This window comes from Myxococcales bacterium (assembly GCA_016717005.1).
GTDB lineage: Bacteria > Myxococcota_A > Polyangia > Haliangiales > Haliangiaceae > UBA2376.
Map to the genome: position 1 here is coordinate 530,415 of JADJUF010000001.1, position 25,913 is coordinate 556,327.

Annotated in this window: 18 protein-coding genes; 10 read left to right on the plus strand and 8 right to left on the minus strand. The window is 74.1% G+C overall.

Translation table 11 applies throughout. The features are described 5' to 3' along the window. The first annotated feature begins 19 nt into the window (after positions 1-19). Entirely contained in the window at positions 20-1,312 is a 1,293-nt protein-coding gene (locus IPL61_02270; protein MBK9030159.1) for a peptidase M1, read from the plus strand. A gap of 518 nt (positions 1,313-1,830) precedes the next feature. Here the strand turns inward: IPL61_02270 and IPL61_02275 are convergent. The 4 genes from IPL61_02275 to IPL61_02290 all read right to left on the minus strand — a co-directional run bounded on the left by IPL61_02275 (position 1,831) and on the right by IPL61_02290 (position 5,895). Beyond that, positions 1,831-2,094 carry a cold-shock protein gene (locus IPL61_02275; GenBank protein MBK9030160.1) on the minus strand — a complete coding sequence of 88 codons (264 nt, stop codon included), beginning with the start codon at positions 2,092-2,094 and terminating at the stop codon, positions 1,831-1,833. A gap of 225 nt (positions 2,095-2,319) precedes the next feature. Continuing rightward, on the minus strand, positions 2,320-3,237 hold the full coding sequence (locus IPL61_02280) for a hypothetical protein (GenBank protein MBK9030161.1): 918 nt from the start codon (positions 3,235-3,237) through the stop codon (positions 2,320-2,322). Positions 3,238-3,357: 120 nt separating this feature from the next. After that, the gene (locus IPL61_02285; GenBank protein ID MBK9030162.1) at positions 3,358-4,878 is read right to left on the minus strand and encodes a DUF2254 domain-containing protein; all 1,521 of its coding nucleotides are present in this window, start codon (positions 4,876-4,878) and stop codon (positions 3,358-3,360) included. A gap of 30 nt (positions 4,879-4,908) precedes the next feature. Continuing rightward, a complete protein-coding gene (locus IPL61_02290) occupies positions 4,909-5,895 on the minus strand; it encodes a lamin tail domain-containing protein (GenBank protein MBK9030163.1) in 987 nt (328 codons plus the stop codon). 128 nt (positions 5,896-6,023) lie between these two features. Here IPL61_02290 and IPL61_02295 point away from each other — a divergent pair, with 128 nt between their 5' ends. The 7 genes from IPL61_02295 (at position 6,024) to IPL61_02325 (ending at position 15,216) form a co-directional block, all read left to right on the plus strand. After that, complete coding sequence (locus tag IPL61_02295; GenBank protein ID MBK9030164.1) at positions 6,024-6,590, plus strand: hypothetical protein; 567 nt, start codon at positions 6,024-6,026, stop codon at positions 6,588-6,590. Between the two features lie 2 nt (positions 6,591-6,592). Then, positions 6,593-7,585, plus strand: a complete 993-nt coding sequence (locus tag IPL61_02300; GenBank protein MBK9030165.1) for an aldo/keto reductase — start codon at positions 6,593-6,595, stop codon at positions 7,583-7,585. Next, complete coding sequence (locus IPL61_02305; GenBank protein ID MBK9030166.1) at positions 7,582-8,442, plus strand: hypothetical protein; 861 nt, start codon at positions 7,582-7,584, stop codon at positions 8,440-8,442. The genes IPL61_02300 and IPL61_02305 overlap by 4 nt, the downstream gene beginning before the upstream one ends. A gap of 102 nt (positions 8,443-8,544) precedes the next feature. Then, on the plus strand, positions 8,545-9,744 hold the full coding sequence (locus IPL61_02310; GenBank protein MBK9030167.1) for a beta-aspartyl-peptidase: 1,200 nt from the start codon (positions 8,545-8,547) through the stop codon (positions 9,742-9,744). Then, positions 9,741-10,574, plus strand: a complete 834-nt coding sequence (locus IPL61_02315) for a cyanophycinase (protein ID MBK9030168.1) — start codon at positions 9,741-9,743, stop codon at positions 10,572-10,574. Before IPL61_02310 ends, IPL61_02315 begins: the two co-directional genes overlap by 4 nt. A gap of 149 nt (positions 10,575-10,723) precedes the next feature. Beyond that, positions 10,724-13,513 (plus strand): cyanophycin synthetase, encoded by a 2,790-nt coding sequence (gene cphA / locus IPL61_02320; GenBank protein ID MBK9030169.1) that lies wholly within the window; start codon positions 10,724-10,726, stop codon positions 13,511-13,513. Between the two features lie 5 nt (positions 13,514-13,518). After that, positions 13,519-15,216 carry a Mur ligase gene (locus IPL61_02325; protein MBK9030170.1) on the plus strand — a complete coding sequence of 566 codons (1,698 nt, stop codon included), beginning with the start codon at positions 13,519-13,521 and terminating at the stop codon, positions 15,214-15,216. A 129-nt stretch (positions 15,217-15,345) separates the two neighbouring features. On the opposite strand, the gene IPL61_02330 is transcribed toward IPL61_02325, so the two are convergent. Then, positions 15,346-17,076 carry a hypothetical protein gene (locus IPL61_02330; GenBank protein ID MBK9030171.1) on the minus strand — a complete coding sequence of 577 codons (1,731 nt, stop codon included), beginning with the start codon at positions 17,074-17,076 and terminating at the stop codon, positions 15,346-15,348. Beyond that, positions 17,073-17,711, minus strand: a complete 639-nt coding sequence (locus IPL61_02335; protein MBK9030172.1) for a TetR/AcrR family transcriptional regulator — start codon at positions 17,709-17,711, stop codon at positions 17,073-17,075. The genes IPL61_02330 and IPL61_02335 overlap by 4 nt, the downstream gene beginning before the upstream one ends. A 225-nt stretch (positions 17,712-17,936) precedes the next feature. On the opposite strand from IPL61_02335, the gene IPL61_02340 reads away from it, so the two are divergent. Further along, complete coding sequence (locus IPL61_02340) at positions 17,937-18,470, plus strand: hypothetical protein (GenBank protein ID MBK9030173.1); 534 nt, start codon at positions 17,937-17,939, stop codon at positions 18,468-18,470. 1,015 nt (positions 18,471-19,485) lie between these two features. Then, positions 19,486-22,224 carry an aconitate hydratase AcnA gene (gene acnA, locus IPL61_02345; protein MBK9030174.1) on the plus strand — a complete coding sequence of 913 codons (2,739 nt, stop codon included), beginning with the start codon at positions 19,486-19,488 and terminating at the stop codon, positions 22,222-22,224. 227 nt (positions 22,225-22,451) lie between these two features. Here acnA and IPL61_02350 read toward each other — a convergent pair whose 3' ends face one another. Together IPL61_02350 and IPL61_02355 are read right to left on the minus strand one after the other, a co-directional pair. Then, on the minus strand, positions 22,452-23,768 hold the full coding sequence (locus IPL61_02350) for a sigma 54-interacting transcriptional regulator (protein MBK9030175.1): 1,317 nt from the start codon (positions 23,766-23,768) through the stop codon (positions 22,452-22,454). An 886-nt stretch (positions 23,769-24,654) separates the two neighbouring features. Further along, positions 24,655-25,836 carry a hypothetical protein gene (locus IPL61_02355; protein MBK9030176.1) on the minus strand — a complete coding sequence of 394 codons (1,182 nt, stop codon included), beginning with the start codon at positions 25,834-25,836 and terminating at the stop codon, positions 24,655-24,657. Positions 25,837-25,913 lie beyond the last annotated feature (77 nt).

Here is a 25,913-nt window from a genome sequence, read left to right on the forward strand (position 1 = left end):
TTGGCATAGCGTCCCCCCGATGCGCCGCCTCGCCTTCGCCCTCGCCTGCTGTGCCACCGCCTGCGGTGGAGACGACGCCGCCAGCCCGGACGCCGGATCGCTGCCGCCGATGGCCGATCCCAGCCGCGACGTCGTCGCGACGCGGCTGGCGATCGATCTGACCGAGCTGACCGGCACGGCGACGATCGAGCTCGCCGCCGGCGCCGGCCCCGGCGCCAGCCTCGAGGTCGGCGATCTCGACGTCCGCGCGGTCCGGATCGGCGACACCCCGATCGAGTTCGCGATCGCCGACGCCCAGCTCGACCTCGGCGTCGGCGCCGACCCGGTCGCGGTCACGATCGAGTACGGCTGGCGCTACCACAACAACGCCGACGGGGTCGACCAGAGCGGCTTCACGCTGACCTGGCCGTACTACTGCGGCAACGTGTTCCCGTGCCGGTCGGAGCCCCGCGACGGCACGCGCTTCGAGCTGGCGCTGACCGGCGTGCCGGCCGGCGCGACCGCGGTCTACCCGGCCGAGATCACCGCCGACACCGCCGCGTACCAGCTGGCCTGGGTGGTGGGCCCGTACCAGCGCACGTCGCTGGGCATGACCAGCGCCGGCACCGAGGTCGTGGTCTGGCACCACGCCGGCGAGGCCGCGGCGGCCGCCGCCGGGACCAAGCACCTGCGGGCGGCGTTCGACTGGATGGAGCAGCACCTCGGCCCGTACCGGTTCGGCTCGGTGGTCGGCTCGGTCTCGGCCCACTGGGGCGGCGGCGCCTACGGCGGCATGGAGCACCACCCGCTGTGGCACGTCGCGTCCGACGCGCTCGGCGACGAGAGCGTCCACGTCCACGAGGCCGCCCACGGCTGGTTCGGCGACGGCATCCGCCTGGCGTGCTGGGAGGACTTCGTCCTGTCCGAGGGCGCCGCCACCTACTACGAGGCGCGCGTCGTCGAGGAGGTCGGCGAGCCAGGCGCCGGCGCCGCGGCCTGGGCCACGCTCGATCAGGAGCTGGTCAACATGCGCGCGGCCGGCGGCGGCGGCGTCGCGTGGCCGGCCAGCTGCGGGATGGTCGACGTGCTGACGATCTTCTCGCGCGTGCCGTACGTGAAGGGCGCGCTGTTCCTGCGCGCGGTCGAGCGCAAGATCTCGCGCGTGACCTTCGATCTGGTCATGCGCGAGTTCTACGACCGCCACGGCGGCGGCGCCGCGGGCGTGACCGATCTGGTCACCACGATCCGCGAGATCGGCGGCTACGACGCCACCGCCTGCGCCGCGAGCTGGCTCGGCGAGCGCGCGGTCCCGACCGACCTCACCTGTCCCTGACGCGCGTCACCGGCGACGCCGCGGGCGACCACCCCGCGCGCGACCTCACCGCCAGCGGCCTCACCAGAACACCGACCGGTTTGAATGCCGTCGCGAGACGCGGACGTGCGAGGCAGATCCGGGCGCACGCCCGAAGCGCAGCGAGGAGCGTCGGGACCTACGTGACGAGCGAGCATCGGACGTACGCCCGGAGGTGCCCGCAAGGTCGCGTCGCAGCAGGCACTTCAAAGCGGTCGGTGTTCTAGACACGACCTCGACGCCGACCGTCCGTGCAGAGGTACCCCGCCGCCGCCGCATCGCGCTTCGGTCGGTGTTCTAGACACGACCTCGACGCCGACCGTCCGTGCAGAGGTACCCCGCCGCCGCCGCATCGCGCTTCGGTCGGTGTTCTAGACACGACCTCGACGCCGACCGTCAGGAGCGCTGCGGATCCCCCCGGCTCCGCAGCGCTCCGTCCCCTCGCCTGGTGGCGCGCCCCCCTCGAGCGCGCCATCACACACGTCGCGCACCAGGACGCGTCAGACCGCGTCGCGCTCGCCCTGGTGCTGCTGCAGTTGTTCCTGCTGGAGCTGCTGCTGCTGCTCCTGCTCCACGCTCGACGCGAACAGGCCCTTGGGGCCCTGGTTCTCGGTGTACTGGACCGGCTGGCCCTGGATCAGGGTCCGGAAGCCGTCGCCCGAGATCGCCGAGTAGTGCACGAACACGTCTCGCCCATCCTCCGATCGCGAGATGAACCCGTAGCCCTTGGCGTCGTTGAACCACTTCACTGTTCCGTTCGCCATCGTTACTCCTCCAGGTCGTCCTCACGGCCCCAAGGACCGCCGATCTCGTTTCATCACGGGTCGGAGGACTTCTCAACGAGACGATTCGAAAACCGGCAACGGGCTGGAATAGTGTGACGGCACTAAAAAAAGTGCCGCCGACCTGCGACGCGCCGCCACGCCGCGTCGACGACGAGGCGCGCCAGGTGCCCCGTCCGCGCCCAGCGGTCGGTCAGGCGGTCGCGATCACGGCCGCGGGTCGTCGGACGCGCAGCGCCACCGCGCGGTCCCCACGCCGCCCAGCTCGATCGCGGCGCCGCAATCGATCGCGTGGGCGCGGATCGAGCGGCCGTCGAACGAGATGCCGTTGGTCGAGGCGGCGTCGATCATCCACAGCCGGCCCTCGATCTCGATCATCAGCACGTGCACGCGCGAGATCCGCTCGAGCGCCAGCGACTGCGCGCCGGCCGAGTCGCACCGGCTGTAGCGGCCGAGCAAGAGGCCGCGCCGGACCGCGTCGGCGCCCACGTCGATCATGTCGTGGCCCAGCCGCGAGGTCAGCTCGAGCGTGCCCAGCCGCGGCTCGTCGTGGTCGCGGGCGTCGATCCGCGCCCGCGCGGGGCCGCGGACCGCGGTGATCACCGACGCGTGGGCGCCGCGCGGCGGCTCGACCACGCCGGTGCCCTCGGCGAACGACGCGTCGTCCGCCCCGAGCCGGCGCCGGCGCCAGCGATCGGGCTCGGCGTCGCGATCGTCGATGTAGACCCGCTCGGGGATCGCCGCGATCGCCGCGGTCACCTCGACCGGCCACTCGTCGCCGCCGGTCGGGAAGCACAAGAGCAGGTAGCGCCCGACCGCCACGAACGCCGGGCCCAGCGCGGTCGCGGCCTCGAGCTGGCGGCCGGCCTCGTCGACGAACGCGGTGCCGGTGCGCAGATCGATCAGCCGGTAGCGGACGTCGGCGCCGCCGGGGCCGCCCCAGTCGCGGGCCGGCTCGACGATGACCACGAGGTGGCGCAGCGACAGCGCGGCGTCGCCGTCGAGGAACAGATCGCACTGGCCGTGGCGGCCGATGACGCCGCAGTTGATCGCGCCGGGCTTGGCCGCGATCCACATCGCGCCGGCGACGCGATCGCGGCCGGTGTCGACGGCGACCACCGACACGCCCGGCCCCCGCCCCGGTCTTGCCCGTCGGCAAGGTCGATCACCCGGGTCCGCATCCGTCAAGTCTACCCGGGTTCTGAACCCGGTCCAAGCGCGCGGATCTCGGCTGGCCCTGCCAGGTTACGCCGCAACATGCGGAAACCAGCCAAAGAAGGTCGTCATCTGCCGCTTCTGGGGCTCGGGCATGAACTCGAAGTTGCGCCCGCGATCGATGATCTCCCAGAAGTCCTTGGACTCGACCCGCTCGAGCTGATCGCGGATCGCGGCCAGGCGCTCGGGCGGCTCGCCGCTCATGTCGTCGGCGATGCGCCGGGCCAGCGCGTCGACGCCGCTGGCCAGGTAGAAGCACGCCAGCTTGACCTGGGCCTTGCGGATGCCGATCAGCCCACCCTCCTGGCGCTTCGCCCGCAGCGGCTGGTCGAGCTCGAGGAACTGCCCGAGCAGCTCCTCGCCGAGGCCGTGGCCGTGGGCCAGCTCGCACAGCGCGCCGACGTCGTAGGCGACGGTCTCGGTGATGAACCCGAGCTGCAGGTCGTAGCAGGTGCGGCCGTAATAGATCATGTGGCCGACGGCCTCGGCCGCGATCTCGTGCTCGCCGCGCTTGATCATCGCCTCGACCAGCTTCCGGTACTGGTTGAGCACGTTGTAGGCGGTGCGCACGGCCTTGGCGTTGATCGTCGCGCGCAGGTACGAGTTCATGAACCGGAACGTCAGCCGGACGACCTCGCGATCGCCCTTGGCCGCGGCGGCCTCGCCGACGTAGCGGGTGTCGATCGCGACCAGGTAGTTGATGTCGGGCATCGACCCCTGGGCCTCGTTGTAGATGCCGAGGTACTGGCGCAGCGCCTTCCACTCGACCCAGGTGCGCCGGGTCTCGAGATCGCGCAGCGACTCGGGGTCCATCGCGACGAAGTCGGGGTTGTCGCGGATCGTCGGACCGATCGCGAACCACCCGATCGGCGCCGAGCCCTTGTGGCCGAGGTAGCCGACGACGAAGTCCTTGAGCGCGTCGACCGCGCGGCTGGCGATGATCTTGTCCTTGCCCGAGATCGAGTTCGAGGTGATGTCGGTCAGCTCCTCCATCGCGGCGAGCACCTCGCCCTGGCTGGCGACCGCGGCCGCGGCGTCGTGGGTGGTCACCGCCGTCCGGACCGTGTCGACCGCCTGGGCCCGGATCCGGGCGACGATGCTCGACGGCTCGAGGAACCGGAACACGTACGCGAAGTACGGCAGCATCACCACCAGGCCGAGCGTCGTGAAGATCAGCATCGCCACGATCGCGACCCGCGGGACGAAGTCCGACTTGACCGCCATCGACAGCCACACGCCGCAGACGCACGCGACGACGAAGTAGGTCATGACCGCGACGTTGATCCGGTCCCGCAAGAACATCTGCGCGACGCCGGTGTAGCGCTCGCTCGAGAGCTGCACGATGATCGAGACCACCGTGATCACGATGCCGAGCACCGCCGCGATCATGGCGGCGAGCGACGGCAGCGCGTCCGTGATCTTGTCGGCCTCGAACCCGAAGTAGCCGCCGCCGCCGCCGGTGCCGGCGTCGGCCAGGTAGAACCCGGCGAACAGGGTCAGCGACACCGCGGCCAGCAGGACCACCGGCCACAGCCACAGACGACGACTCATGGGGCCGCCAGTGTTACGACCATCGCGGGGTCACGGCAAGAGCGCGGCGGGCACCGCGCCGGGCGTGGGCACCGAGTAGGCCGTCGTGTCCCAGGTCGTGTTGGTCTGCTCGCTGGTCTCGTCGTGCCCGGCCACGCCGTTGCCGCCGGTCTGGGTCTCGACCGCGGCCGACTCGAGCGCGAGCCGCTTGGTCGAGCGGCCCGAGGCCGGCGCGGTCTGGGACGGGATCGTGTTGGCGTCGGCGGCGTAGGTGCCGGTCAGGGCGTCGGCGTCGGGGCCGTCGATCGCGACGCCGCTCTTGTTGGCCAGGGCGTTCGTGGCCGTCGGCGTCCCCGCGACCATGATGTCGACGTCCGTGACCTTGTCGGAGGCGCCGTCCCAGAAGAACAGCACGATCGGCTCGCCGGCGTTGGTCAAGGTCGCGCCAGCGCCGGCGGTCAGCACGGTCATCGTGCCGCTGGCCAGCGAGTAGGTCGGCGCGATCGTCGGGTAGGCGATCGTGAAGTTGGCGGCGGTGTCGAGCGCGACGGTGATCACGCCCCCGGCCGGGATCGAGGCGCCGGCGGGGAACCGGGCCACAAAGTCGGTCGTGTCGGCCGCGACCGCGGCCACGCCCGCCGGGAGCCGGAAGTACTGGGGCGCGTCAGACAGGTGGTAGTTGCTCAGGTCGACCGCGGCCGTCGTCGGGTTGACGATCTCGACGAACTCGCCCCCGGTCGGCGCCAGCACGACCTCGGCCAGGAGCAGCGACGTGACCACCGGCGGCGGACCGTCGACGGGCGCGTCGAGGGGGATCGCGTCGATCGCGGGCGCGTCGACCAGGCGCGCGTCGACCACCGCGGCGTCGGCCGTGGCGGCGTCGGGCGGGGCCGCGTCCGGGCCGGCGGCGTCGGCCTCGGCGCCGTCGGGCTCGGCCCCGTCGTGGACCACGGCGTCGACCCGGGCCGCGTCGACCGGCTGCTCGGTCGAGCCCGAGGCACAGGCGGCCAGCACCACGACGGACAGGCGAGTGCGCATGGATCGCGAGTACCAGGGGCGCCCGCCGCTGGCAACCGCAATTCGGGGGCGTTCCGGTGACGACGCCGCCGACGCCGGTTCGGTGGCGGTGATGGTATACAGGCGCACGTTCTTCCAAGGAGCTTCCCGTGACCCGTGATTCGATGGACGAGCGCCGCAGCGCGCTCGAGGATGAGTTCTTCCACAAGCAGGACCAGCAGAAGCTGGCCGCCATGAAGGACAAGCTCGACGCGCAGGCCACCAAGGAGGAGCTGCGCAAGGTGTCGGGCATGACCGACGACGCGGTGCTCGACAAGCTGGTCGCGCTAGGCCTGACCGGCAAGACCGTGGCCGCGCTGTCGCTGGTGCCGCTCATCACGGTGGCCTGGGCCGACGGTTCGATCCAGGACAACGAGCGCGACGCGATCCTGCACGGCGCCGCGGGCAAGGGCATGGAGGACGGCACCGCCGGCCACGCGCTCCTGACCACCTGGCTGGCCAGCAAGCCCGACGACTCGCTGTTCGAGGCCTGGCAGGGCTACATCAAGAGCCTGACCGCGCAGCTCAACGACGAGCAGACCCGCCTGCTCAAGAAGCAGGTCGTCAACTTCGCCAGCCTGGTCGCGGGCTCGGCCGGCGGCTTCCTCGGCGTCGGCAAGGTGTCCGGCAGCGAGCAGAAGGCGCTGGCCCGGATCGAGGCGGCGTTCGGCGCGTGACGATCGCGACCCGGTGGCTGGGTCGCACGGGCGTGCGGGTGTCGAGCCTGGCGCTCGGGTGCATGTCGTTCGGCGGTGACGCCGACGCGGCCACCAGCGCCGCGCTGTACGCGCGCGCGCGCGACGCCGGCGTGACCCTGTTCGACACCGCCGACGTCTACAACCACGGCCGGTCCGAGGAGCTGCTCGGGCAGCTCTCGGCCGGGCACGGCGACGAGATCGTCGTCGCGACCAAGGCCTACTTCCCGACCGGCGCCGGCGGCAACGCCCGGGGCACCTCGCGCTACCACCTGGTGCGCGCGTGCGAGGCCAGCCTGCGCCGGCTCGGCCGCGATCACGTCGACCTGTTCTACCTGCACCGCTACGACGATCGCACCGACCTCGACGAGACGCTGCGCGCCCTCGACGATCTGGTGACGGCGGGCAAGGTGCTCTACCCCGCCTGCTCGAACTTCGCGGCGTGGCAGGTGGCGCGGGCGCTCGGCGCCGCCGCGCTGGCCCGGCTGCGGCCGCTGGTGGCGGTGCAGCCGATGTACAACCTGCTCAAGCGCCAGGCCGAGGTCGAGCTCCTGCCGATGGCGGCGGCGCTCGACGTCGCGGTCGTGCCCTACAGCCCGACCGCGGGCGGGCTCCTGACCGGCAAGTGGGGCGTCGGCAAGCGTCCGGATTCCGGACGGATGACGACCAACGCGATGTACCAGACCCGCTACGCCGACCCCGCCTACCTGGCCGCGGCCGACGGGCTCGGCGCGATCGCGGCCGAGCTCGGCGTGACGCCGGCGGCGCTGGCGGTGGCGTGGACCGCGGGCCACCCGGCCGTGACCTCGGTGCTGCTGGGCGCCCGCACCGTGGCGCAGCTCGACGAGCTGCTCGCCGCCGACGCGATCGCGATGACGCCCGAGCTGCGGGCCCGGATCGCGGCGCTGACGCCCGAGCCGCCACCGGCCACCGACCGCACCGAGGAGCGCAGCGCGGCCACCTACGGCGCCCGGTGATCGCGCCCGGCTACCGCGGGCTCGCCGAGGTCGGCGCGGCCACCGCCGCGCTGGGCGCGCGCCCGATCGGCGTCAGCCGCGGCGGCCGGGCGATCGAGGCGATCGCGCTCGGCGCCGACGGCCCGGCCACGCTGATCCTGGCCGGGCTGCACCCGCTCGAGTGGATCGGCGTCGAGGTGGCGCTGGCGCTGGCCGCGGGGCTGGCCGCGGCCCTGCCGCCCGGCCGCCGCGCGCTGGTGGTGCCGGTCGCCAACCCCGACGGCTACGCCGCGGTCGAGGCCGATCTGCGGGCCGGGCGTCGGCGCTGGCGCCGGACCTCGGGCCGCGACCGCGCCAGCCTCGGCGTCGATCTCAACCGCAACTTCGGCGTGGCCCACCGACCGCCGCCGCGGTGGTGGCGCGGCCTGCCCCACGGCGGCCCGGCGCCGTGGAGCGAGCCCGAGGCCGCGGCGGTGCGCGCGCTGGTCGAGGGCCCCGCCGCGCCGCCGATCGATCGCGCGGTGTCGCTGCACAGCTTCGGCCGGATGATCCTGCTGCCGTGGGCGCACCGCGGCGAGCGCCCGCCGCGCTACCGCGAGCTCGCGGCCCACGCCGAGGCGATCGCGGCGCGCATGCCCGAGCGCTACCGCGTGTTCCAGGCCGGGCGCTGGCCGCCGTTCCGCCTCGGCGGCCTCGAGCTCGACTGGCTGACCGCGCGCGGCGCGCTGACCGTGCTGGTCGAGTGCTCGGGCGGCGGCGGCCGGCTGCGCGCGCCGTCGACCTGGACCCGCCCGTTCGCCTGGTACAACCCGCCGGCCGGCGCCGCCCACGCCGCCGCGATCGCCGCCGCGATCGCGCCGTTCGCGCGCGGCGCGTGAACGCGGGTCGCGCGCACATCTTTCGACCGCGCCGGCGCGCGTCCGCGGCGCGGGCATCGGACGGGCCCGGGCGGTTTGCGGTATCAACGGGGCTTGCGGACGATGCTGACGATGCTGCGCAACGCGCTGGTCTACGCCCCGGCGCCGCTCGGACGGTGTGATCTCCTGGTCGGCGGCGGACAGCTCCTCGCGATCGGCGGACCGGCCGCGCCGCTGCCGCCGCTGCCGCCGGCGCTCGCCGACGAGCACGACCTCGCCGGCGCCCGGGTCATCCCCGGCCTGATCGACGGCCACGTCCACGTGACCGGCGGCGGCGGCGAGGCCGGCTGCGCGTCGCGCGTGCCCCCGGTCAGCCTCGGCGATCTCACCGGCGCCGGCATCACGACCGTCGTCGGCCTGCTCGGCACCGACGGCACGACCCGCACGGTCGCGGACCTGGTCGCGCGCACGCTCGGGCTGCGCGAGGAGGGGCTGTCGGCGTGGTGCTACACCGGCAGCTACCAGTGCCCGCCGCACACGCTGACCGGCTCGGTCCGCGGCGACATCGTCTTCGTCGATCCGATCGTCGGGGTCGGCGAGCTGGCGCTGAGCGACCACCGGTCATCGCAGCCGACCTTCGACGAGCTGGTGCGGGTCGCCGCCGACTGCCACGTCGCCGGCCTGACCTCGGGCAAGGCCGGCCACGTCCACCTGCACCTCGGCGACGGCGCCCGCGGCCTGGCGCTGGTGCGGCGCGCGGTCACCGAGACCGAGCTGCCGGCGCGGGTGTTCCAGCCGACCCACGTCAACCGCAACCGGCGGCTGTTCGACGAGGCGCTCGCGCTGGCGACCGCGCACGGCGTGCCGCTCGACGTCACCGCGTTCCCGGCCGACGACGACGGGCTCGACGCCGCGACCGCGATCGCGCGCTGCCTGGCGTCGTCGGCCTTCCCGGCCGAGCGCCTGACCTGCAGCTCCGACGGCGCCGGCTGCCTGCCGGTCTTCGACGCGGACGGCCAGCTGCGCGCGATGGACATCGGGCGCCCGGCGGCGCTGCTGGCGACCCTGGCCACGCTCGTCGCCGACGGTCACCCGCTCGAGCGGGTCCTGCCGGTGTTCACCGCCAACGTCGCGCGGCAGCTGCGCCTCGGCGGCAAGGGCCAGCTCACGGTCGGCGCCGACGCCGACCTGGTGGTGCTCGACGACGCCGGCCGCGCCCGCGACGTGATGGCGCGCGGCCGCTGGATGGTGCGCGCCGGCCAGCCGACGGTGGCCGGCGTGTTCGCGCCCCGGCCGGCGGCCGCGGCGGAGGCGGGCCGATGAGCCCGGCCCGGATCGAGGGGGACGCCCGCCGCGGCTGGATCGTCCCGGTCGGCGGCGCCGAGGACAAGGTCCCGCACGACGCCCGGATCTTGCGCCGCTTCGTCGCGGTCTCCGGCGGCGCCGACGCGCGCATCGCCGTGATCCCGACGGCGTCGATGCTGCCCGACACCGGCGCGCGCTACGAGGGCGTGTTCCGCGAGCTCGGGGTCGCCGACGCGACCGCCCTGCCCTACGCGACCCGCGCCGACGCCACCCGGGACGACTGGATGGCGACGCTCGAGCACGCGACCGGCGTGTTCTTGACCGGCGGCCACCAGCTGCGGCTGTCGACGATCCTCGGCGGCACGCCGGTCGCCAAGGCCCTGCGCCGGCTCAACGCCGCCGGCGTCACGATCGGCGGCACCAGCGCCGGCGCGGCGATCCTGTCGGAGCACATGATCGCGTTCGGCAAGGAGGGCGCGACCCCGCTGGCCGGCGCCGCCGCGCTCGCGCCCGGGTTCGGCCTGACCAACCGCGTGATCATCGACCAGCACTTCCGGCAGCGCGATCGGCTCGGCCGCCTGCTCAGCGCCCTGGCCTACAACCCGTTCGCGATCGGCACCGGCCTCGACGAGGACACCGCGGCGTTCATCGACCCCGACGATCGCATCGAGGTCGTCGGCTCGGGCGCGATCACGATCGTCGACGTCTCGGCGCTGACCCACTCGTCGATGGCCTCGGCCGGCCAGGGCGAGCCGATCTGCATGACCGGCGTGCGGCTCCACATCCTGACCAACGCCGCGACGTTCGACCTGCACACCCGCGCGGCGACCGCGCCGCCCCGCGAATGAGCTGCGGCGGACCGGTCGGGGACGTGCCCCGACCGGCCCCGCAACGCCCCGCCAGGACGCGCGCCGCCGGTCGCGCGGCCTGCGCTTCGACCGGCCCCGTTCCACGCTCTGACGTCCCGTCTCACCACCTCGCCCGGAGCCAGCAACCCATGAAGATCCTCGAGCGGCGCGTCTACCGCGGCCCCAGCCAGTACGCGCACTTCCCGGTCATGCGGCTCACGATGGACCTCGGCGAGCTCGAGGCGTGGCCGAGCGCGAAGATCGCCGGCTTCAACCCGGCCCTGCTCGCGGCGCTGCCCGGGCTCGATCAGCACACCTGCTCGTTCGGCGTGGCGGGCGGCTTCGTCCGGCGCCTCACCGAGGACACCGGCACCTGGCTCGGCCACGTGCTCGAGCACGTCGCGATCGAGCTGCAGCAGCTCGCCGGCGCCAAGGTGACGTTCGGGAAGACCCGCTCGGCCGGCGCGCCGGGCCAGTACTACGTGGTCTACGAGTACGAGGAGGAGCGCGTCGGCGAGGCCGCCGGCGACCTCGCGCTCGCGCTCTTGCAGCAGCTCCTGCCGATCGAGCTGCGCCCGGCCCAGCCGCCCCGCGAGCCGGCCTGGAGCTTCAAGGACGAGCTCGACGCGCTGATCACGCTGGCGCAGCGCCGCCAGCTCGGCCCCTCGACCGGGTCGCTGGTGCGGGCGGCCGAGGCCCGCGACATCCCGTGGCTGCGCCTCAACGACTACTCGCTGGTGCAGTTCGGCCACGGCAAGTACCAGAAGCGGATCCAGGCCACGGTCACCAGCGAGACCCGCCACATCGCGGTCGCGATCGCCTCGGACAAGGAGGAGACCAACCGCATCCTCGGCGACCTCGGCCTGCCGGTGCCGCAGCAGCGCCTGGCCCGGACCGCCGAGGAGGCCGCGCGCGCGGCCGAGCGCCTCGGCTACCCGGTGGTGGTCAAGCCGCTCGACGCCAACCACGGCCGCGGCGTGTCGATCAACCTCCGGACCTCGGACGAGGTCCGGCTCGCGTTCGACAAGGCCCGCGAGCACGCGCGCACGATCGTGATCGAGACCTTCCTCGAGGGCTTCGACCACCGGATGCTGGTCGTCAACGGCGCGCTGGTCGCCGTCGCCAAGCGCGTCCCCGGCCACGTCGTCGGCGACGGCGCCCACACGATCACCGAGCTGGTCGACCTGGTCAACGCCGACCCGCGCCGCGGCCTCGGCCACGAGAAGGTCTTGACCCGCCTCGAGTTCGATCACCAGGCCGAGCGCCTGATGGAGCAGCACGGGATCACGGCCGACCACGTCCTGCCCGCGGGCGAGGTGTTCTTCCTGCGCTCGACCGGCAACCTCTCGACCGGCGGCACCGCGGTCGATCTCACCGACGTGGTCCACCCCGACAACCGCGAGATGGCCGAGCGGGCGTCGCAGGCGATCGGCCTCGACGTGGCCGGCATCGACTTCATCACGCGCGACATCAGCCGCTCGTACCGCGAGGTCGGCGGCGGCATCTGCGAGGTCAACGCCGCGCCCGGCTTCCGCATGCACGTGGCGCCGACCGAGGGCAAGCCCCGCGACGTCGCCGGGCCGGTCATGGACATGCTGTTCCCGCCGGGCACGCCGGCCCGCATCCCGATCGCGGCGATCACCGGCACCAACGGCAAGACCACGACCGCGCGCATGCTCGCGCACATCCACAAGATGGACGGCCGCAAGGTCGGGCTCGCGACCACCGACGGCGTCTACGTCGACGGCGAGCGGACCGTCGTCGGCGACATGACCGGCCCGCGCGCCGCGCAGATGGTCCTGCGCGATCCCGAGGTCGACCTGGCGGTGCTCGAGACCGCCCGCGGCGGCCTGGTGCGTGCCGGCATGGGCTACCGCACGTGCGACGTCGGCGCGGTGCTCAACGTCACCGCCGATCACCTCGGCCTCAAGGGCATCGACACGCTCGAGCAGCTGGCCGAGATCAAGCGCATCGTCGTCGAGGTCGCGCGCGGCACCGCGGTGCTCAACGCCGACGACCTGCGGTGCCTGAAGATGGCCGACCACACCCAGGCGGCGCGGATCGCCTACGTCACGATGAACCCGCGCCACGAGCTGGTGCGCCAGCACATCAGCGCCGGCGGCCTCGCGGCCGTGCTCGAGGACCAGATCCGCGGCCAGATGATCACGCTCTACGATCACGGCGCGCACCTGCCGCTGGTCTGGACCCACCTGATCCCGGCGACGCTCGAGGGCGCGGCCCTGCACAACGTCCACAACGCGATGGTCGCCGCGGTCATGGCGTACGCGATGGGCGTGAAGGTCGAGAACATCCGCCAGGGCCTGCGCACCTTCGACACCACGTTCTTCCAGGCGCCGGGCCGCCTCAACGTCTACGACAAGCTGCCGTTCAAGGTGATCCTCGACTACGGCCACAACCCGGCCGCGGTCCAGGCGATGGCCGCCTTGGTCGGCCGGCTCGAGGTCGCCGGCCGCCGCATCGCCGTGGTCTCGGCGCCGGGCGATCGCCGCGACGACGATCTCACGGCGATCGCGCGGATCGCCGGCCAGGCGTTCGACCACATCATCTTCCGGCGCGACGAGGATCGGCGCGGGCGCGGCCCCGACGAGGTGCCGACGATGATGCAGGCGGCGCTCGTGGCCGACGGCTACCCCGCGGCCCAGACCCAGGTGATCGTCGACGAGCAGCAGGCGATCGCCGCGGCGCTCCGGCTGGCCCAGCCCGGCGACCTGCTGGTCATCTTCGGCGACAACATCACGCGGTCGTGGAAGCAGATCATCTACTTCAAGGGCGAGGAGCCGGCGGCCGACGCGGCCGAGCCCCCGGCGGCGCCGGTCCGCGCGGCCGCGCGCGCCGAGCAGGTCGAGGTCCCGCTCGGCGGCGGCGCGGTGATCGCCGACGAGCGCGGCGTGCGCCTCGCGCGCGAGACCGACGACTGACCCCGATGCGGCTGGTCGATTCGCGGCGCCTGACCGGGCCCAACCTCTACGCGCCCAGCCCCGGGGCGATCGCCGAGGTGGCGTGGGACGCGGCGTGGCTCGCCGGCGGCGGCGATCCGGCCCAGGCGATCGCGCGCTGGCGGGAGCAGCTCGCGCGCATGCTGGCGCCGCTGGGCCTGGCGCCGACGGTGATCACGGCGCGGCGCTTCACCGGCGGCGCGGCGCTGTTCGTCGCGGCGCCGTGGGATCTGCTGACGCCGACGACCGAGCTCAACGAGTGGGCGGTCGCCAGCGCCGCCCAGGTGCTCGCGGGCGCGGCCGAGCCGCCGCTCGAGCCGGCCCGCGCCGAGCTGGCGTTGGCCCTGACGGCGGCGCACCGGCCCCACCTGGCCGAGCTGGTGCGGGCCGCGCGCGCCCGCGGCGTCCCGGTGCTGCTCGACGACGACCGCATCACGATCGGCAGCGGCGCGGACCTGATCGGCTTCACCGCCGACGAGCCGCTGCCGGCGCCGGCCGAGCTGCCGTGGGCCGCGCTCGCGGCCATGCCGATCGCCCTGGTCACCGGCACCAACGGCAAGACCACGACCACGCGGCTGGTCGCGCGCATGGCGCGGCTGGCGGGCCGCCACCCGGGCGTCAGCTCGTCGGACGGCGTCGCGGTCGACGAGCGCTTCATCGAGCGCGGCGACTGGAGCGGCCCCGACGCCGCGCGGCGGGTGCTGCGCCACCCCGGCGTCGATCTCGCCGTGCTCGAGGTCGCGCGCGGCGGCATCTTGCGCCGCGGCCTGGCGATCGAGGCCGCCGACGCGGCGGTCATCACCAACGTCACCGCCGATCACCTCGGCGGCTACGGCGTCGACGACCTCGCGACGATGACCCAGGCCAAGGCGGTGGCGGCGCGGGCCGCGCGCACGGTCGTGCTCAACGCCGACGATCCCGAGCTGGTGGCGCTGGCGCCGACGCTGACCGCGCCGATCGTCTGGTTCGGCCGCGATCCCGACGGCGCGGTGCTCGCCGGGCACGTCGCGCGCGGCGGCGGCGCCTGGGCCGTGCGCGCCGGGCAGATCGTCCACTGGCGCGGCGGCGGCGAGGCCGCGCGCGCGGTCATCGCGGTCGACGACGTGCCGCTGACCTTCGGCGGCCGCGCCGGCTACAACGTCGACAACGCGCTCGCGGCCGCGGCGCTGGCCACCGCGCTCGGCCTGCCCGACGCCGCGGTGGTCGCCGGGCTGCGCGCGTTCACCTCGTCGCCCGACGACAACCCGGGCCGCGGCAACCTGATCGACGTCCGCGGCGTGCAGGTGCTCGTCGACTTCGGCCACAACCCGGCGGCGGTGCGGGGCGTGATCGCGCTGGCCGCGTCGCTGTGCACCGGCCGGCTGTTCGTCAGCCTCGGCATGCCCGGCGATCGCCCCGACGACGAGCTGGTCGAGGTCGCGCGCGCGATCGCGGCCGCGCGCCCGCACCAGGTCCGGGTCCACGAGCTGCCCGACCACCAGCGCGGCCGGGCCCCGACGGTCGTGCCGCGCCTGCTGACCGACGCGATGGTCGCGGCCGGCCTCGACGTGGACGCCGTGCGCGCGGCCGCCGGCGAGGTCGCCGCGGTCGCCGCGGCCCTCGGGGTCGCCGGCCCCGGCGACGTCGTGCTGGTCCTGGTCCACCTCGACGACGACGTCTACCGCCTGCTGGCCGAGCGCGCATGACGCCAGGCCTGGCCTGGATCGCGCCCGGCCGCGCTCCACCTCGCGCGCGCTCGAGGCGCGGCCGGCCGCAGCGCGGCGCCGCTCCGCGTGGCGCGGCGGCCCGGGTCAACCCAGGCAGCTGGCCGCGCGTCAGTACGCGGCCTCCATCAGCAGCAGGTTGGCGTTGGGCGCCGCGCGCGCGTGCCGGCGCGGCCGGCCCACGTCAGCGGCGGCCGCGGCGCGCAGCGGCGCGACCTCGGCGCCGGCCAGCGCCGCCAGCTCGCGGCGCCAGCGCGTGGCGGCGACCGGATCGTCGGCGGCGACCGCGGCCCGGGCGCCCCACAGCAACAGCTGGCCGCGCGGGTACGCCAGGGTCTCGTGCGCCAGCCCGGCCGCGGCGTGATCGCGGGCCTCGGCCCAGCGCCGGCGCCGCAGCGCGGTCCAGGTCATCGCCAGCCGCAGCGACGGATCCGCCGGGGCCGCGGCGATCGCCTCGGCCAGCGCCGCGGCGGTGGCGTCGACGTCGTGCGTGGTCTGCGCGATCGTGACCGCGCGCGCGACCGCGTCGGTCGCCGCGGCCCGCGGCCGCACCGGCCCGGCCGACACCGTGACGCCGGCCGCGGCCGGGATCGGGGCGTCGACCTGCCACGCGCCCGGCGTCCCGTCCCAGTCGAGGTCGAGCGTGAGCCAGGCGCCGTCGCCGACCGGCGCCGCCGCGGCGCCGAGCGTGATCCGGTTGCGGGCCGGCTCGACCACGACCGAGTGGACCTGGCACGCCTGCGCCACCACCGCGCCGAGCTGGCGCTCGACCGTCGGCGCCGCGGGATCGCGTCGGTCGGTCAGCATCGCCACCAGCGCGTCGACGTCGGCGCCGCCGGCGGCGCGCGCGTCGGCGATCAGCTCGCGCAGCCGCGCCTCGCGGCGATCGGAGTGCCGCGCCCACGCCGGCGACGCCGCGACCTCGCCGTCGACCATGCCGGGGTCGCGGTAGCGGTTGGCGACGATCAGGTGCTCGTCGCCGGCGCCGGGCCGCACGGTCGCGACCCGCGCGGCGTTGACCTCGACGACGATCGCCCGCCGCTCGCGCCACGACGACACCGCGATGCCCCAGCTCGACGCGACCGGCCGCCGCCGCGCCAGGCGCTCGACGTCGGCGAGGGTCTCGGCCTCGCTCGCCAGCTCGTGGATGAAGTCGACCACGGTCGCGCCGTCGAAGCCGACCTGCCGGTGGAAGCGGGTGTGGCTGGTGAACGTCAGCCCGGCCTGGTTCCACACCGTCACCACCGGCGTGTCGCCGCCGCGGGTGGTGATGAACGCGTAGCGCTGGCCGCCGGTCGGGTGACAGATGACCATCGCCGGCGCCGCGTCCCACACGCCGATGCCGGGGAAGTCGAAGTTGCGCGCGTGCCGGAGCGCGCCGTCAGCAGAGGCCCCGCCCCAGACGATCGCCGTCGAGCACGCCGGCTGCGCCGCGGCCAGCGCCAGGCCCCGGGCCGGCGCCCCGAACCGCCCGACCGCGAGCTTGGCCGCGACGCCGACCGCGTTCTGGAACAGATCCATCACCGCGAGGTAGCGGGACCACGCCGGCGGGTGCCCCAGCGCAGCCATGAACGCGCGGCTGCGCGCGACCAGCGCCGGCGGCCGGGCCGCCTCGAGCCGCGCCAGCAGCACCTCGGCGACCCCGCGGATCGCGAGGGCCGCGGCCGGGCGCAGGGGCGCCGGCACCTCGCCGGTCAGCAGGTGGGCCGGCAGGTCGCGGTAGTGCGCGACCGCGGCGTCGCCGCCGCCGGCAGCGGCCAGGAGCGCGCCGTGCTGGTGGCCGAGCTCGGCCTGGGTGCCGGCGATGCGCGCGATCCAGAGCGGACGGGGACTGGGGGTCATGAGGTTCCTCGGGCTGGGCGCGAGCGCGGACGCCGGCGCGGTGGCGGGGACACGATCAGCGGCGCCAGCACGCGCCGCCACAGCTCGTCGACGGTCGCGGACGCGGCGCCGGTGCGCGTGATCGACTGCACGACCGTCCCGTCGAGGACCGTCAGCACCAGATCGACGATGCGCTCGGGCTCGCACGGCGCGACCACGCCGCGCTCGACGCCGACGCGCACCCGCGCGACCAGATCGGCGCGCAGGATCTCGCCGGCGGCGCGGCTGCGGGCCAGCAGCACCTCGGGATCGGTGTCGCCGGCGGCCCACAGCTGGAACAGCAGGATCACCAGATCGCGGCGCTCGTGCTGGTACGCGACCGTGGCCCGGGCCAGCTCGCCCAGCGCCTCGATCGGGTGATCGATCGCGGTCAGGCGCGCGGCGATGTGGGTCGCGTAGCCGCGGTAGACCTCCTCGACCGCGGCCAGCAGCAGGCCCGACAGATCGCGGAAGTAGAAGTAGAGCGTCGGCCGCTTCACGCCCAGCGCCGTCGCGAGCTCGCTCATCGTCAGGCGCCCGACCCCGCGCGCGCGCATCAGCGCCAGGGTCTGTTCGACCAGGGCGGTGCGGCGGGCGGCGTCGAAGTGGCGGGGCATAACCTGACAGAGCGTCAGGCTATTCATTTTCTGACACACTGTCAAGATACGACCTCGAGGAAGATCGGCGCCGCTTCGCTCGTAAGCTGCTGTGCCAGGATTTCCCGGCCGCCCTGCCGTTGACGCGCAGCCGGTTCGTGTAACCTCGCAACGCCAATGGCCGAGACGCGGCTCCGCTCCCAGGGTGACGACGAGGTGGTCCTCCAGCGACCACAGGACTCGCGCGTGTCGATCCCGGTGTTCCACACCCAGTCGTCATGCGCGGGTGCGGTCGCGGCGTATCTGATGCGCCGGATCGCCTACCGCGCCGGCGCCTACGCGCCCGGCATCCAGGAGTACGTGTTCTTCGAGCTCTCGAACCACACGGTCTCGGGCGGCTCGATCGACGCGGTCCAGCGCTGGTTCGGCGGCCGCGTCGGCGATCTGCAGGAGCTCGGCTACCGGCTCAACGCCCGCCGCGTGATGGAGCCGACGCCGACCATCCTCGACTGGGTCAAGGAGGGGCGCGGCTTCCGCGGCGCGCTGATCCCGACCAACTTCCGCAAGCTGCACCCCACCGAGGACGACGATCCGGTCCACGCCGTCGGCGTGGCGATCGATCGCCTCGACCCCGCCGCCGACGAAGAGCTGCTGATGATCGACCCGTGGCCCGGCACCAACGGCGCCCTCGACCGCTCCAAGATCCCCGCCACCCTCGAGTCAGCCCACCGCGACTTCAAGTTCAACGCGATCATCTTCTACTGGGCCGGCTGGAGCTGAGACCTTAGAGGGTTTTTCGAAAAAACCCTCCCCCGGCATGCGCCGGGGCCCAGGCAGGTGTAGGGGCGCTCCGAGGCCGGTGGTCAGCACCGATCCACGGCGGCACGTCGAGAGGCAGGCCCGGAGCGCGGCGCGGAGCCACCGCCTCCGCCCGAGCGCCGGGCGAGCGGGCGATCGGCCGACACCCGACGGGGTTGTCAGCCGATCGGGAGGCGGCCCAGCGCCCGAGTGTCAGCCGATCGGGAGACGGCCCCAGCGCCCGGGTGGCCCCAGCGCCCGGGTGTCAGCCGATCGGAAGGCGGCTCAGCGCCCGGGTGTCAGCCGATCGGGAGCCGGCCCAGCGCCCGGGTGTCAGCCGATCGGGAGGCGGCCCAGCGCCCGGGTGTCAGCCGATCGGGAGGCGGCCCAGCGCCCGGGTGTCAGCCGATCGGGAGGCGGCCCAGCGCCCGGGTGTCAGCCGATCGGGAGGCGGCCCAGCGCCCGGGTGTCAGCCGATCGGGGGACCAGCGCCCGGGTGTCAGCCACGGCCCGGTCACGGGCCCCAGCGCCGGGTGTCAGCCGATCGGGAACGGCCCAGCGCCGGGTGTCAGCCGATCGGGAGGCGACCCAGCACCCGGGTGTCAGCCGATCGGGAGGCGGCCCAGCGCCCGGGTGTCAGCCGATCGGGCGACGGCTCAGCGCCCGGGTGTCAGCCGATCGGGAGACGGCGGCGCGCGCCGGTGTCAGCCGATCGGAGCTCCCCAGCTCACGGGTGTCAGCCGATCGGGAGGCGGCCCAGCGCCCGGGTGTCAGCCGATCGGGAGGCGGACCCAGCACCCGGGTGTCAGCCGATCGGGAGGCGGCCCAGCGCCCGGGTGTCAGCCGATCGGGCGACGGCTCAGCGCCCGGGTGTCAGCCGATCGGGAGACGGCGGCGCGCGCCGGTTCACCCGAGCCGATCGGAGCCCGAACCGGAGCTGGAGTCGCGGGCGGTCGCCGGGGACCACTTTTTCGAGCCGGTGGTAGAGTCCGCGCCCATGACCTCCGTCGACAGCTTTGGCGCCGCCGCCGACCTCCGAATCGGCACCCAGACCTATCGCATCTACCGGCTCGATGCCGTGGCCAAGGCCGGGGTCGGGGACCTCGCGACCCTGCCCTACTCGCTGCGCATCTTGCTCGAGAACCTGGTGCGCAACGAGGACGGCACGACCGTCTCGCGCGAGGACATCGTCGCGGTCGCGGCGTGGAACCCGGCCAAGCGCGAGGAGCACGAGGTCCAGCTGCGGCCGGCCCGCGTGCTGATGCAGGACTTCACCGGCGTGCCGGCGGTGTGCGACCTGGCCGCGATGCGCGACGCGTTCGCCAAGCTCGGCCTCGATCCCACCCAGATCAACCCGCTCAAGCCGGCCCACCTGGTGATCGATCACTCGGTCCAGGTCGACGTCTACGGCACGCCCCAGGCGTTCGGCAAGAACGTCGCCCGCGAGTTCGAGCGGAACACCGAGCGCTACACGTTCCTGCGCTGGGGCCAGCAGGCGTTCGCGGACATGAAGGTCGTGCCGCCCGGCACCGGCATCGTCCACCAGGTCAACATCGAGTACCTCGCCGGCGTGGTCTGGACCCAGCAGGTCGACGGCGCCACCGTCGCGTTCCCCGACTCGCTGGTCGGCACCGACTCGCACACGACCATGGTCAACGGCCTGGGCGTGATGGGCTGGGGCGTCGGCGGCATCGAGGCCGAGGCGGTCATGCTCGGCCAGCCGATGGCGATGCTCATCCCCGAGGTGGTCGGGTTCGAGCTGCGCGGCAAGCTGCCGGTCGGCGCGACCGCGACCGACCTGGTGCTGACCGTGACCCAGCAGCTGCGCAAGCGCGGCGTCGTCAACAAGTTCGTCGAGTTCTTCGGCGACGGCATCGCCGCGCTGTCGCTGCCCGACCGCGCGACGATCGCCAACATGGCGCCCGAGTACGGCGCGACGATGGGCTTCTTCCCGATCGATCAGGTCACGGTCGACTACCTGCGCTTCACCGGCCGCGACGAGCAGCAGGTGCAGCTGGTCGAGCGCTACGCCAAGGAGAACATGCTGTGGCACGACCCGTCGGCGAAGCTGCGCTTCTCCGAGACCTTCGGGCTCGATCTCGACACGGTCGTGCCGTCGATCGCCGGGCCGTCGCGCCCGCAGGATCGGGTGCCCCTGTCGACCTCGCGCGTCGCGTGGCGCAAGACCCTGGGCGCGCTCGTCGGTGACCAGGCCGGCCCCGCGGCCGACGTCCTCGCGTGGGCCGACGGCGGCGCCGCCCCGGCCCCGCTGGCCGGCACGGTCAGCGCGACCACCGATCGCGGCACCTTCGACCTCGGCCACGGCGCCGTCGTGATCGCCGCGATCACCAGCTGCACCAACACCTCGAACCCCGCCGTGATGCTGGCCGCCGGGCTGCTGGCGCAGAAGGCCCGCGCCCGCGGCCTCACCACCAAGCCCTGGGTCAAGACCAGCCTCGCGCCCGGCTCGCAGGTCGTGACCGAGTACTACAAGGCCGCGGGCCTCCTGGGCGACCTCGAGGCGCTCGGCTTCAACGTCGTCGGCTACGGCTGCACCACCTGCATCGGCAACTCGGGCCCGGTCCACGACGACATCGCCCGCGCGATCAAGGACGGCGATCTGGTCGTGACCTCGGTGCTGTCGGGCAACCGCAACTTCGAGGGCCGCGTCAACCCGGTCGTGCGCGCCAACTACCTGGCGTCGCCGCCGCTGGTGGTCGCCTACGCCCTCGCCGGCACGATGAACATCGACCTCGCGACCGAGCCGCTCGGCCACGACGCCGACGGCAAGCCGGTCATGCTGGCCGACGTCTGGCCGACCTCGGCCGAGATCGCGGCCACGGTCGCCAGCGCGGTCAAGCCGGCGCAGTTCACCGACCGCTACGGCGCGGTCGATCAGGGCCCCGAGGAGTGGCGGGCGCTGCCGGTGCCGACCGGCGCGACCTTCGCGTGGGACGACGCCTCGACCTACATCCGCAAGCCGACGTTCTTCGACGACGTCGGGCCGACCCCGCCGCCGCGCACCGACCTGCGCGCGGCCCGGTGCCTCGCGATCCTCGGCGACTCGGTCACGACCGATCACATCTCGCCGGCCGGCAACATCGCCAAGGGCAGCCCGGCCGCGCAGTACCTGGCGGCCCACGGCGTGCCGCCGGCCGAGTACAACCAGTACGGCGCCCGCCGCGGCAACCACGAGGTGATGGTCCGCGGCACCTTCGCGAACATCCGCCTCAAGAACAAGATGGTCCCCGGCGTCGAGGGCGGCGTGACCAAGCACCAGCCGTCGGGTGAGCAGCTGTCGATCTACGACGCCGCGATGCGCTACGCCGCCGAGGGCGTCCCGCTGGTGGTGCTGGCCGGCGCGGAGTACGGCACCGGCAGCTCGCGCGACTGGGCGGCCAAGGGCACGCTGCTCCTGGGCGTGAAGGTGGTGATGGCCAAGAGCTTCGAGCGCATCCACCGCTCGAACCTGATCGGCATGGGCGTCCTGCCGGTCGAGTTCGAGCAAGGCCAGGACGCCGCCAGCCTGGGCCTGACCGGCGCCGAGGTGTTCGAGGTCGACGGCATCGCCGAGGGGATGGCGCCCAAGAAGCGCCTGACCGTCCGCGCCGACGGCAAGACCTTCACGGTCGTGGCCCGCGTCGACACGCCGGCCGAGGTCGAGTACCTGGCCCACGGCGGCATCCTGCAGTACGTGCTGCGCAACGCCGCCGCCGCCGCCGCCGCCGGCGCCTGATCGACCGGTGCCGCGCGGTGCCCGCGCGATCCGTCGCGTTCACGCGCGACCCAGGCGCGACGCGATCCACGGGCGATCGCGCGCGCTTCAGGCGCGGTCGCGCGCGGCCGCGATCGACCACGGTCGGCCGCGCCGCGGCAGCTTGATGCCGAGCTTGCGCGTTCACGCGCGACCCCACGCGCGACGCGATCCACGGGCGATCGCGCGCGCTTCAGGCGCGCGATCGCTCACGGTCGTCCGCGCTGCGGCAGCTTGATGCCGAGCTTGCGCGCCCGGTCGGCGAAGGTCGACTTGGCCATCCCCAGCGCCTCGGCGGCGGCGCGGATCGAGCCGTGGCGGCTGAGCGCCTCGAGCATCGCGTCGCGCACCACGACCTCGTAGGTGGGCAGCGCCACCGGCGGCCCGTCGGGCTGCACCAGGCCGGGCCCGATCGGCGCGATCGCGGGCGCGAGCGGCTGGCGCCACGCTGTCGGGAACAGGTGCTCGGCGTCGATCACCTCGGCCGAGAACGTCACCGCGCGCACGATCGCCTGCCGCAGCTCGCGCACGTTGCCCGGCCACGCGTGCTCGCGGAGCGCGCGCCGGGCCCCGGCCGACAGCCGCCGGGGGCCGTGCGCGCGGGCCAGCTCCTCGAGGAACGCGCCGCACAGCTCGTCGAGATCGCCCGGGCGCGCGCGCAACGGCGGCAGGCGCACCACCACCGTCGCGACCCGATGATACAGGTCGACCCGCAGCGCCCCGCGCTCGCTGCCGAGCCCGCTCTCGCGGTTGGTCGCGGCGATCAGCCGGGCGTCGAACGGCTCCTCGCCGGTGCCACCGACCCGGCGGACCCGGCGGGTCTCGATCGCGCGCAGCAGGTGCGGCTGCTGCTCCATCGGCAGCTCGCCGAGCTCGTCGAGGAAGAGCGTGCCGCGATCGGCCTGGACGAACACGCCGTCGCGATCGCCGACCGCCCCGGTGAACGCGCCGCGATCGTGCCCGAACAGCTCGGAGCCGATCAGCTCGCGCGGGATCGCGCCGCAGTTGAGCGGCACGAACGGCCCGCTCGACCGCCGCGAGCGCTCGTGGATCGCCTGGGCCACGACGTCCTTGCCGGTCCCGGTCTCGCCGACGATCAGCACGCTGCACTCGGACCCGGCGGCGCGGCTGGCGATCTCGACCGCCGCCCGCAGCGACGGATCCCGGCCGATCAGGCGGTCGAACCCGGCCCGAGCCTGCCCGGGCGGCCCCAGCGCCACCAGCTGGGTGAGGCCGACGGTCAAGGTCGTGCCCGGCGTCAGCTCGGCGCACTCGATCCGGCGATCGTTGATGTACGTGCCGTTGCGGCTGCCCGAGTCGCGCACGAACAACGAGCCGCCGTGGCGCTCGAGGACGCAGTGGACGCGCGACACGCACGGATCGGGCAGGACGATGTCGCAGCTCTCGCCCTTGCCGATGACGTAGCGTCGCTCCTCGGCCAGCGGGATCTCGGTCCCGCTGCGGGCCTCGCGCAGCACGGCGACCCGCACGCTGGCGCGGCGCCCGCTGGGTCCCGCCTGCGTCACTGGACTTGATTCGCGCGGTAGGAGTGCCATCTCCCCCGCCCTATCGACCACCCGCGCCAGCGGTTGCGTGAATCGTGCCGAAGCCTGGCTCGCGCCGTCGATCACCGTCATGGGGCGATCGCTCAGCACGACCGGTGCCATCGGCAACGTCTTGAAACCGCGTGGGTCGCTGTCCGACCATGGCCGGTCCTCGCCCACGGTGGCCGAACTTCGTCCGCCGCCGGACACCGCCCGTTGTCCGACCCGCCGCGCGACCTGGCCGAGGTCCTACCGAAACGGCGAACGGGGCCGCCGCCGGCGCCGGCGTAGCTCAGGTCCGCCACGCGACCGTGCCGAACGGGGCCGCCGCCGGCGCCGGCGCAGCTCAGGTCCGCCACGCGACCGTGCCGAGACGGCGAAGAGCGCCGTCGGCCCCGTCGAAGGTCACGCCCGCCACGCGACGGGGCCGCGGCCCAGCCGGAAAGCGAACGGAGCCGTCGTCGGCCCCGTCGAAGGTCACGCCCGCCACGCGACGGGGCCGCGGCCCAGCCGAACAGCGAACGGCGCCGTCGAAGGTCACGCCCGCCGCGCGACGGGGCCGCGGCCCAGCCGAACAGCGAACGGAGCCGTCGCCGGCGCCGTCGAAGGTCACGCCCGCCACGCGACGGGGCCGCGGCCCAGCCGAACAGCGAACGGAGCCGTCGTCGGCGCCGTCGAAGGTCACGCCCGCCACGCGACGGGGCCGCGGCCCAGCCGAACAGCGAACGGAGCCGTCGTCGGCGCCGTCGAAGGTCACGCCCGCCACGCGACGTGGCGAAGGCCCGGCACAAACGGCGAACGGGGCCGTCGCCGGCCCCGTCGAGACTCGTCCGCGAGGGCTCAGCGAGCCCTCCGTCGCGTCAGTCGATCACCAGCCGCCGACGACGGTGTCGTGGAAGCCAGCCTGCTCGGCCATGTACCGCTTGGCGTGGCCGACCGCGCCCGACAGCATGGTCGGGTACGGGATGCACCAGAAGTACAGCGGGTCCGGGGTCGGCGGGTTCGAGATCGGCGGCAGCAGGTCCATGCCGATCGGCAGGTTGATGCAGCGCGGGGTCGGCATGTCGCCGGTCATGTCGTTGTTCGAGTCGTACCAGAGCAGGGTGTGCTCCCAGCAGAAGCCGAGCGTGTTCGAGAACGGCGACTCGGTGGTGAACGGCTCGCGCGCCCAGAAGAAGCGGCACGACTCACCAGCCGACAGCGAGTCGGGCGGCGCCGCGCCGAGCGAGTCGCACGTGTGGGCCGCGAGGCCGCCCTCGTCACCCTCGTTCAGGGTCTCCGACACGCCGGCCGCGTTGGGCTGGCACGACGCGCCACACTCGAAGGTGGCGGCGCCCGGCGCGGTGCGGCGCGGGGCGTGGTACGGCAGGCAGGAGTTGGCCGCGGCCTGACCCGGGATCGCCTCGCCGTGGGCCAGCGTGCCGGCGCCGACGCACACCGCGACGGTCTCGGTCTGGCTGGTCAGCGTGTAGCAGCCCTGGCCGGTCGCGCACGGCTGGCCGTTGACGTCGAGGGTCTGCGAGGTCGGGTTGCAGGTCGGGTTGCACGCGCCGGCGATCGGATCCTCGGTGCCGTTCGCGTACAGGTTGCGGTAGCGCGTGCAGGCGAAGTTCGCCGCGCACGCGGCCTGGGCCGAGCCGTCGAAGCCGCACACGTCCTGGCAGACGCCCATGCCGGTCGTCATCGAGATGCCGACGCAGATGTTGCCGGCGGCGCAGTCGTCGAAGCCCGACGTCTCACCATCCGCGCCGCGCATGCACGCCTCGCCGGTGGCGACGGGGCCGTCGGCGACGCAGCCGAGCTTGCCGATCACGGTCGGGGTCGACTGCACGCGGATCCACGTGCACTTCTCGTTGGCGGCGCAGCCCTGCATACCCGCGGGCGCGACCGGATCGCACACGAGGGCCGGGGGCCCATCGATCGAGACGGCGTCGATGCCGCCACCGCCATCCGAGCGGGCGTCCGGATTCACCTGGACGTCGTCACCACCACCGCCGCAGGCGGCGAGGAACCCGGCGAGCATCGCTCCCAAGGCAAGCTTCTTCATCATCTATAGTCTTCCTTCTCAGTTGGGTCCCAGCGGCCACGCTGGACGGCAATGTAGGCGTACGTAACCGACCTGCCCCG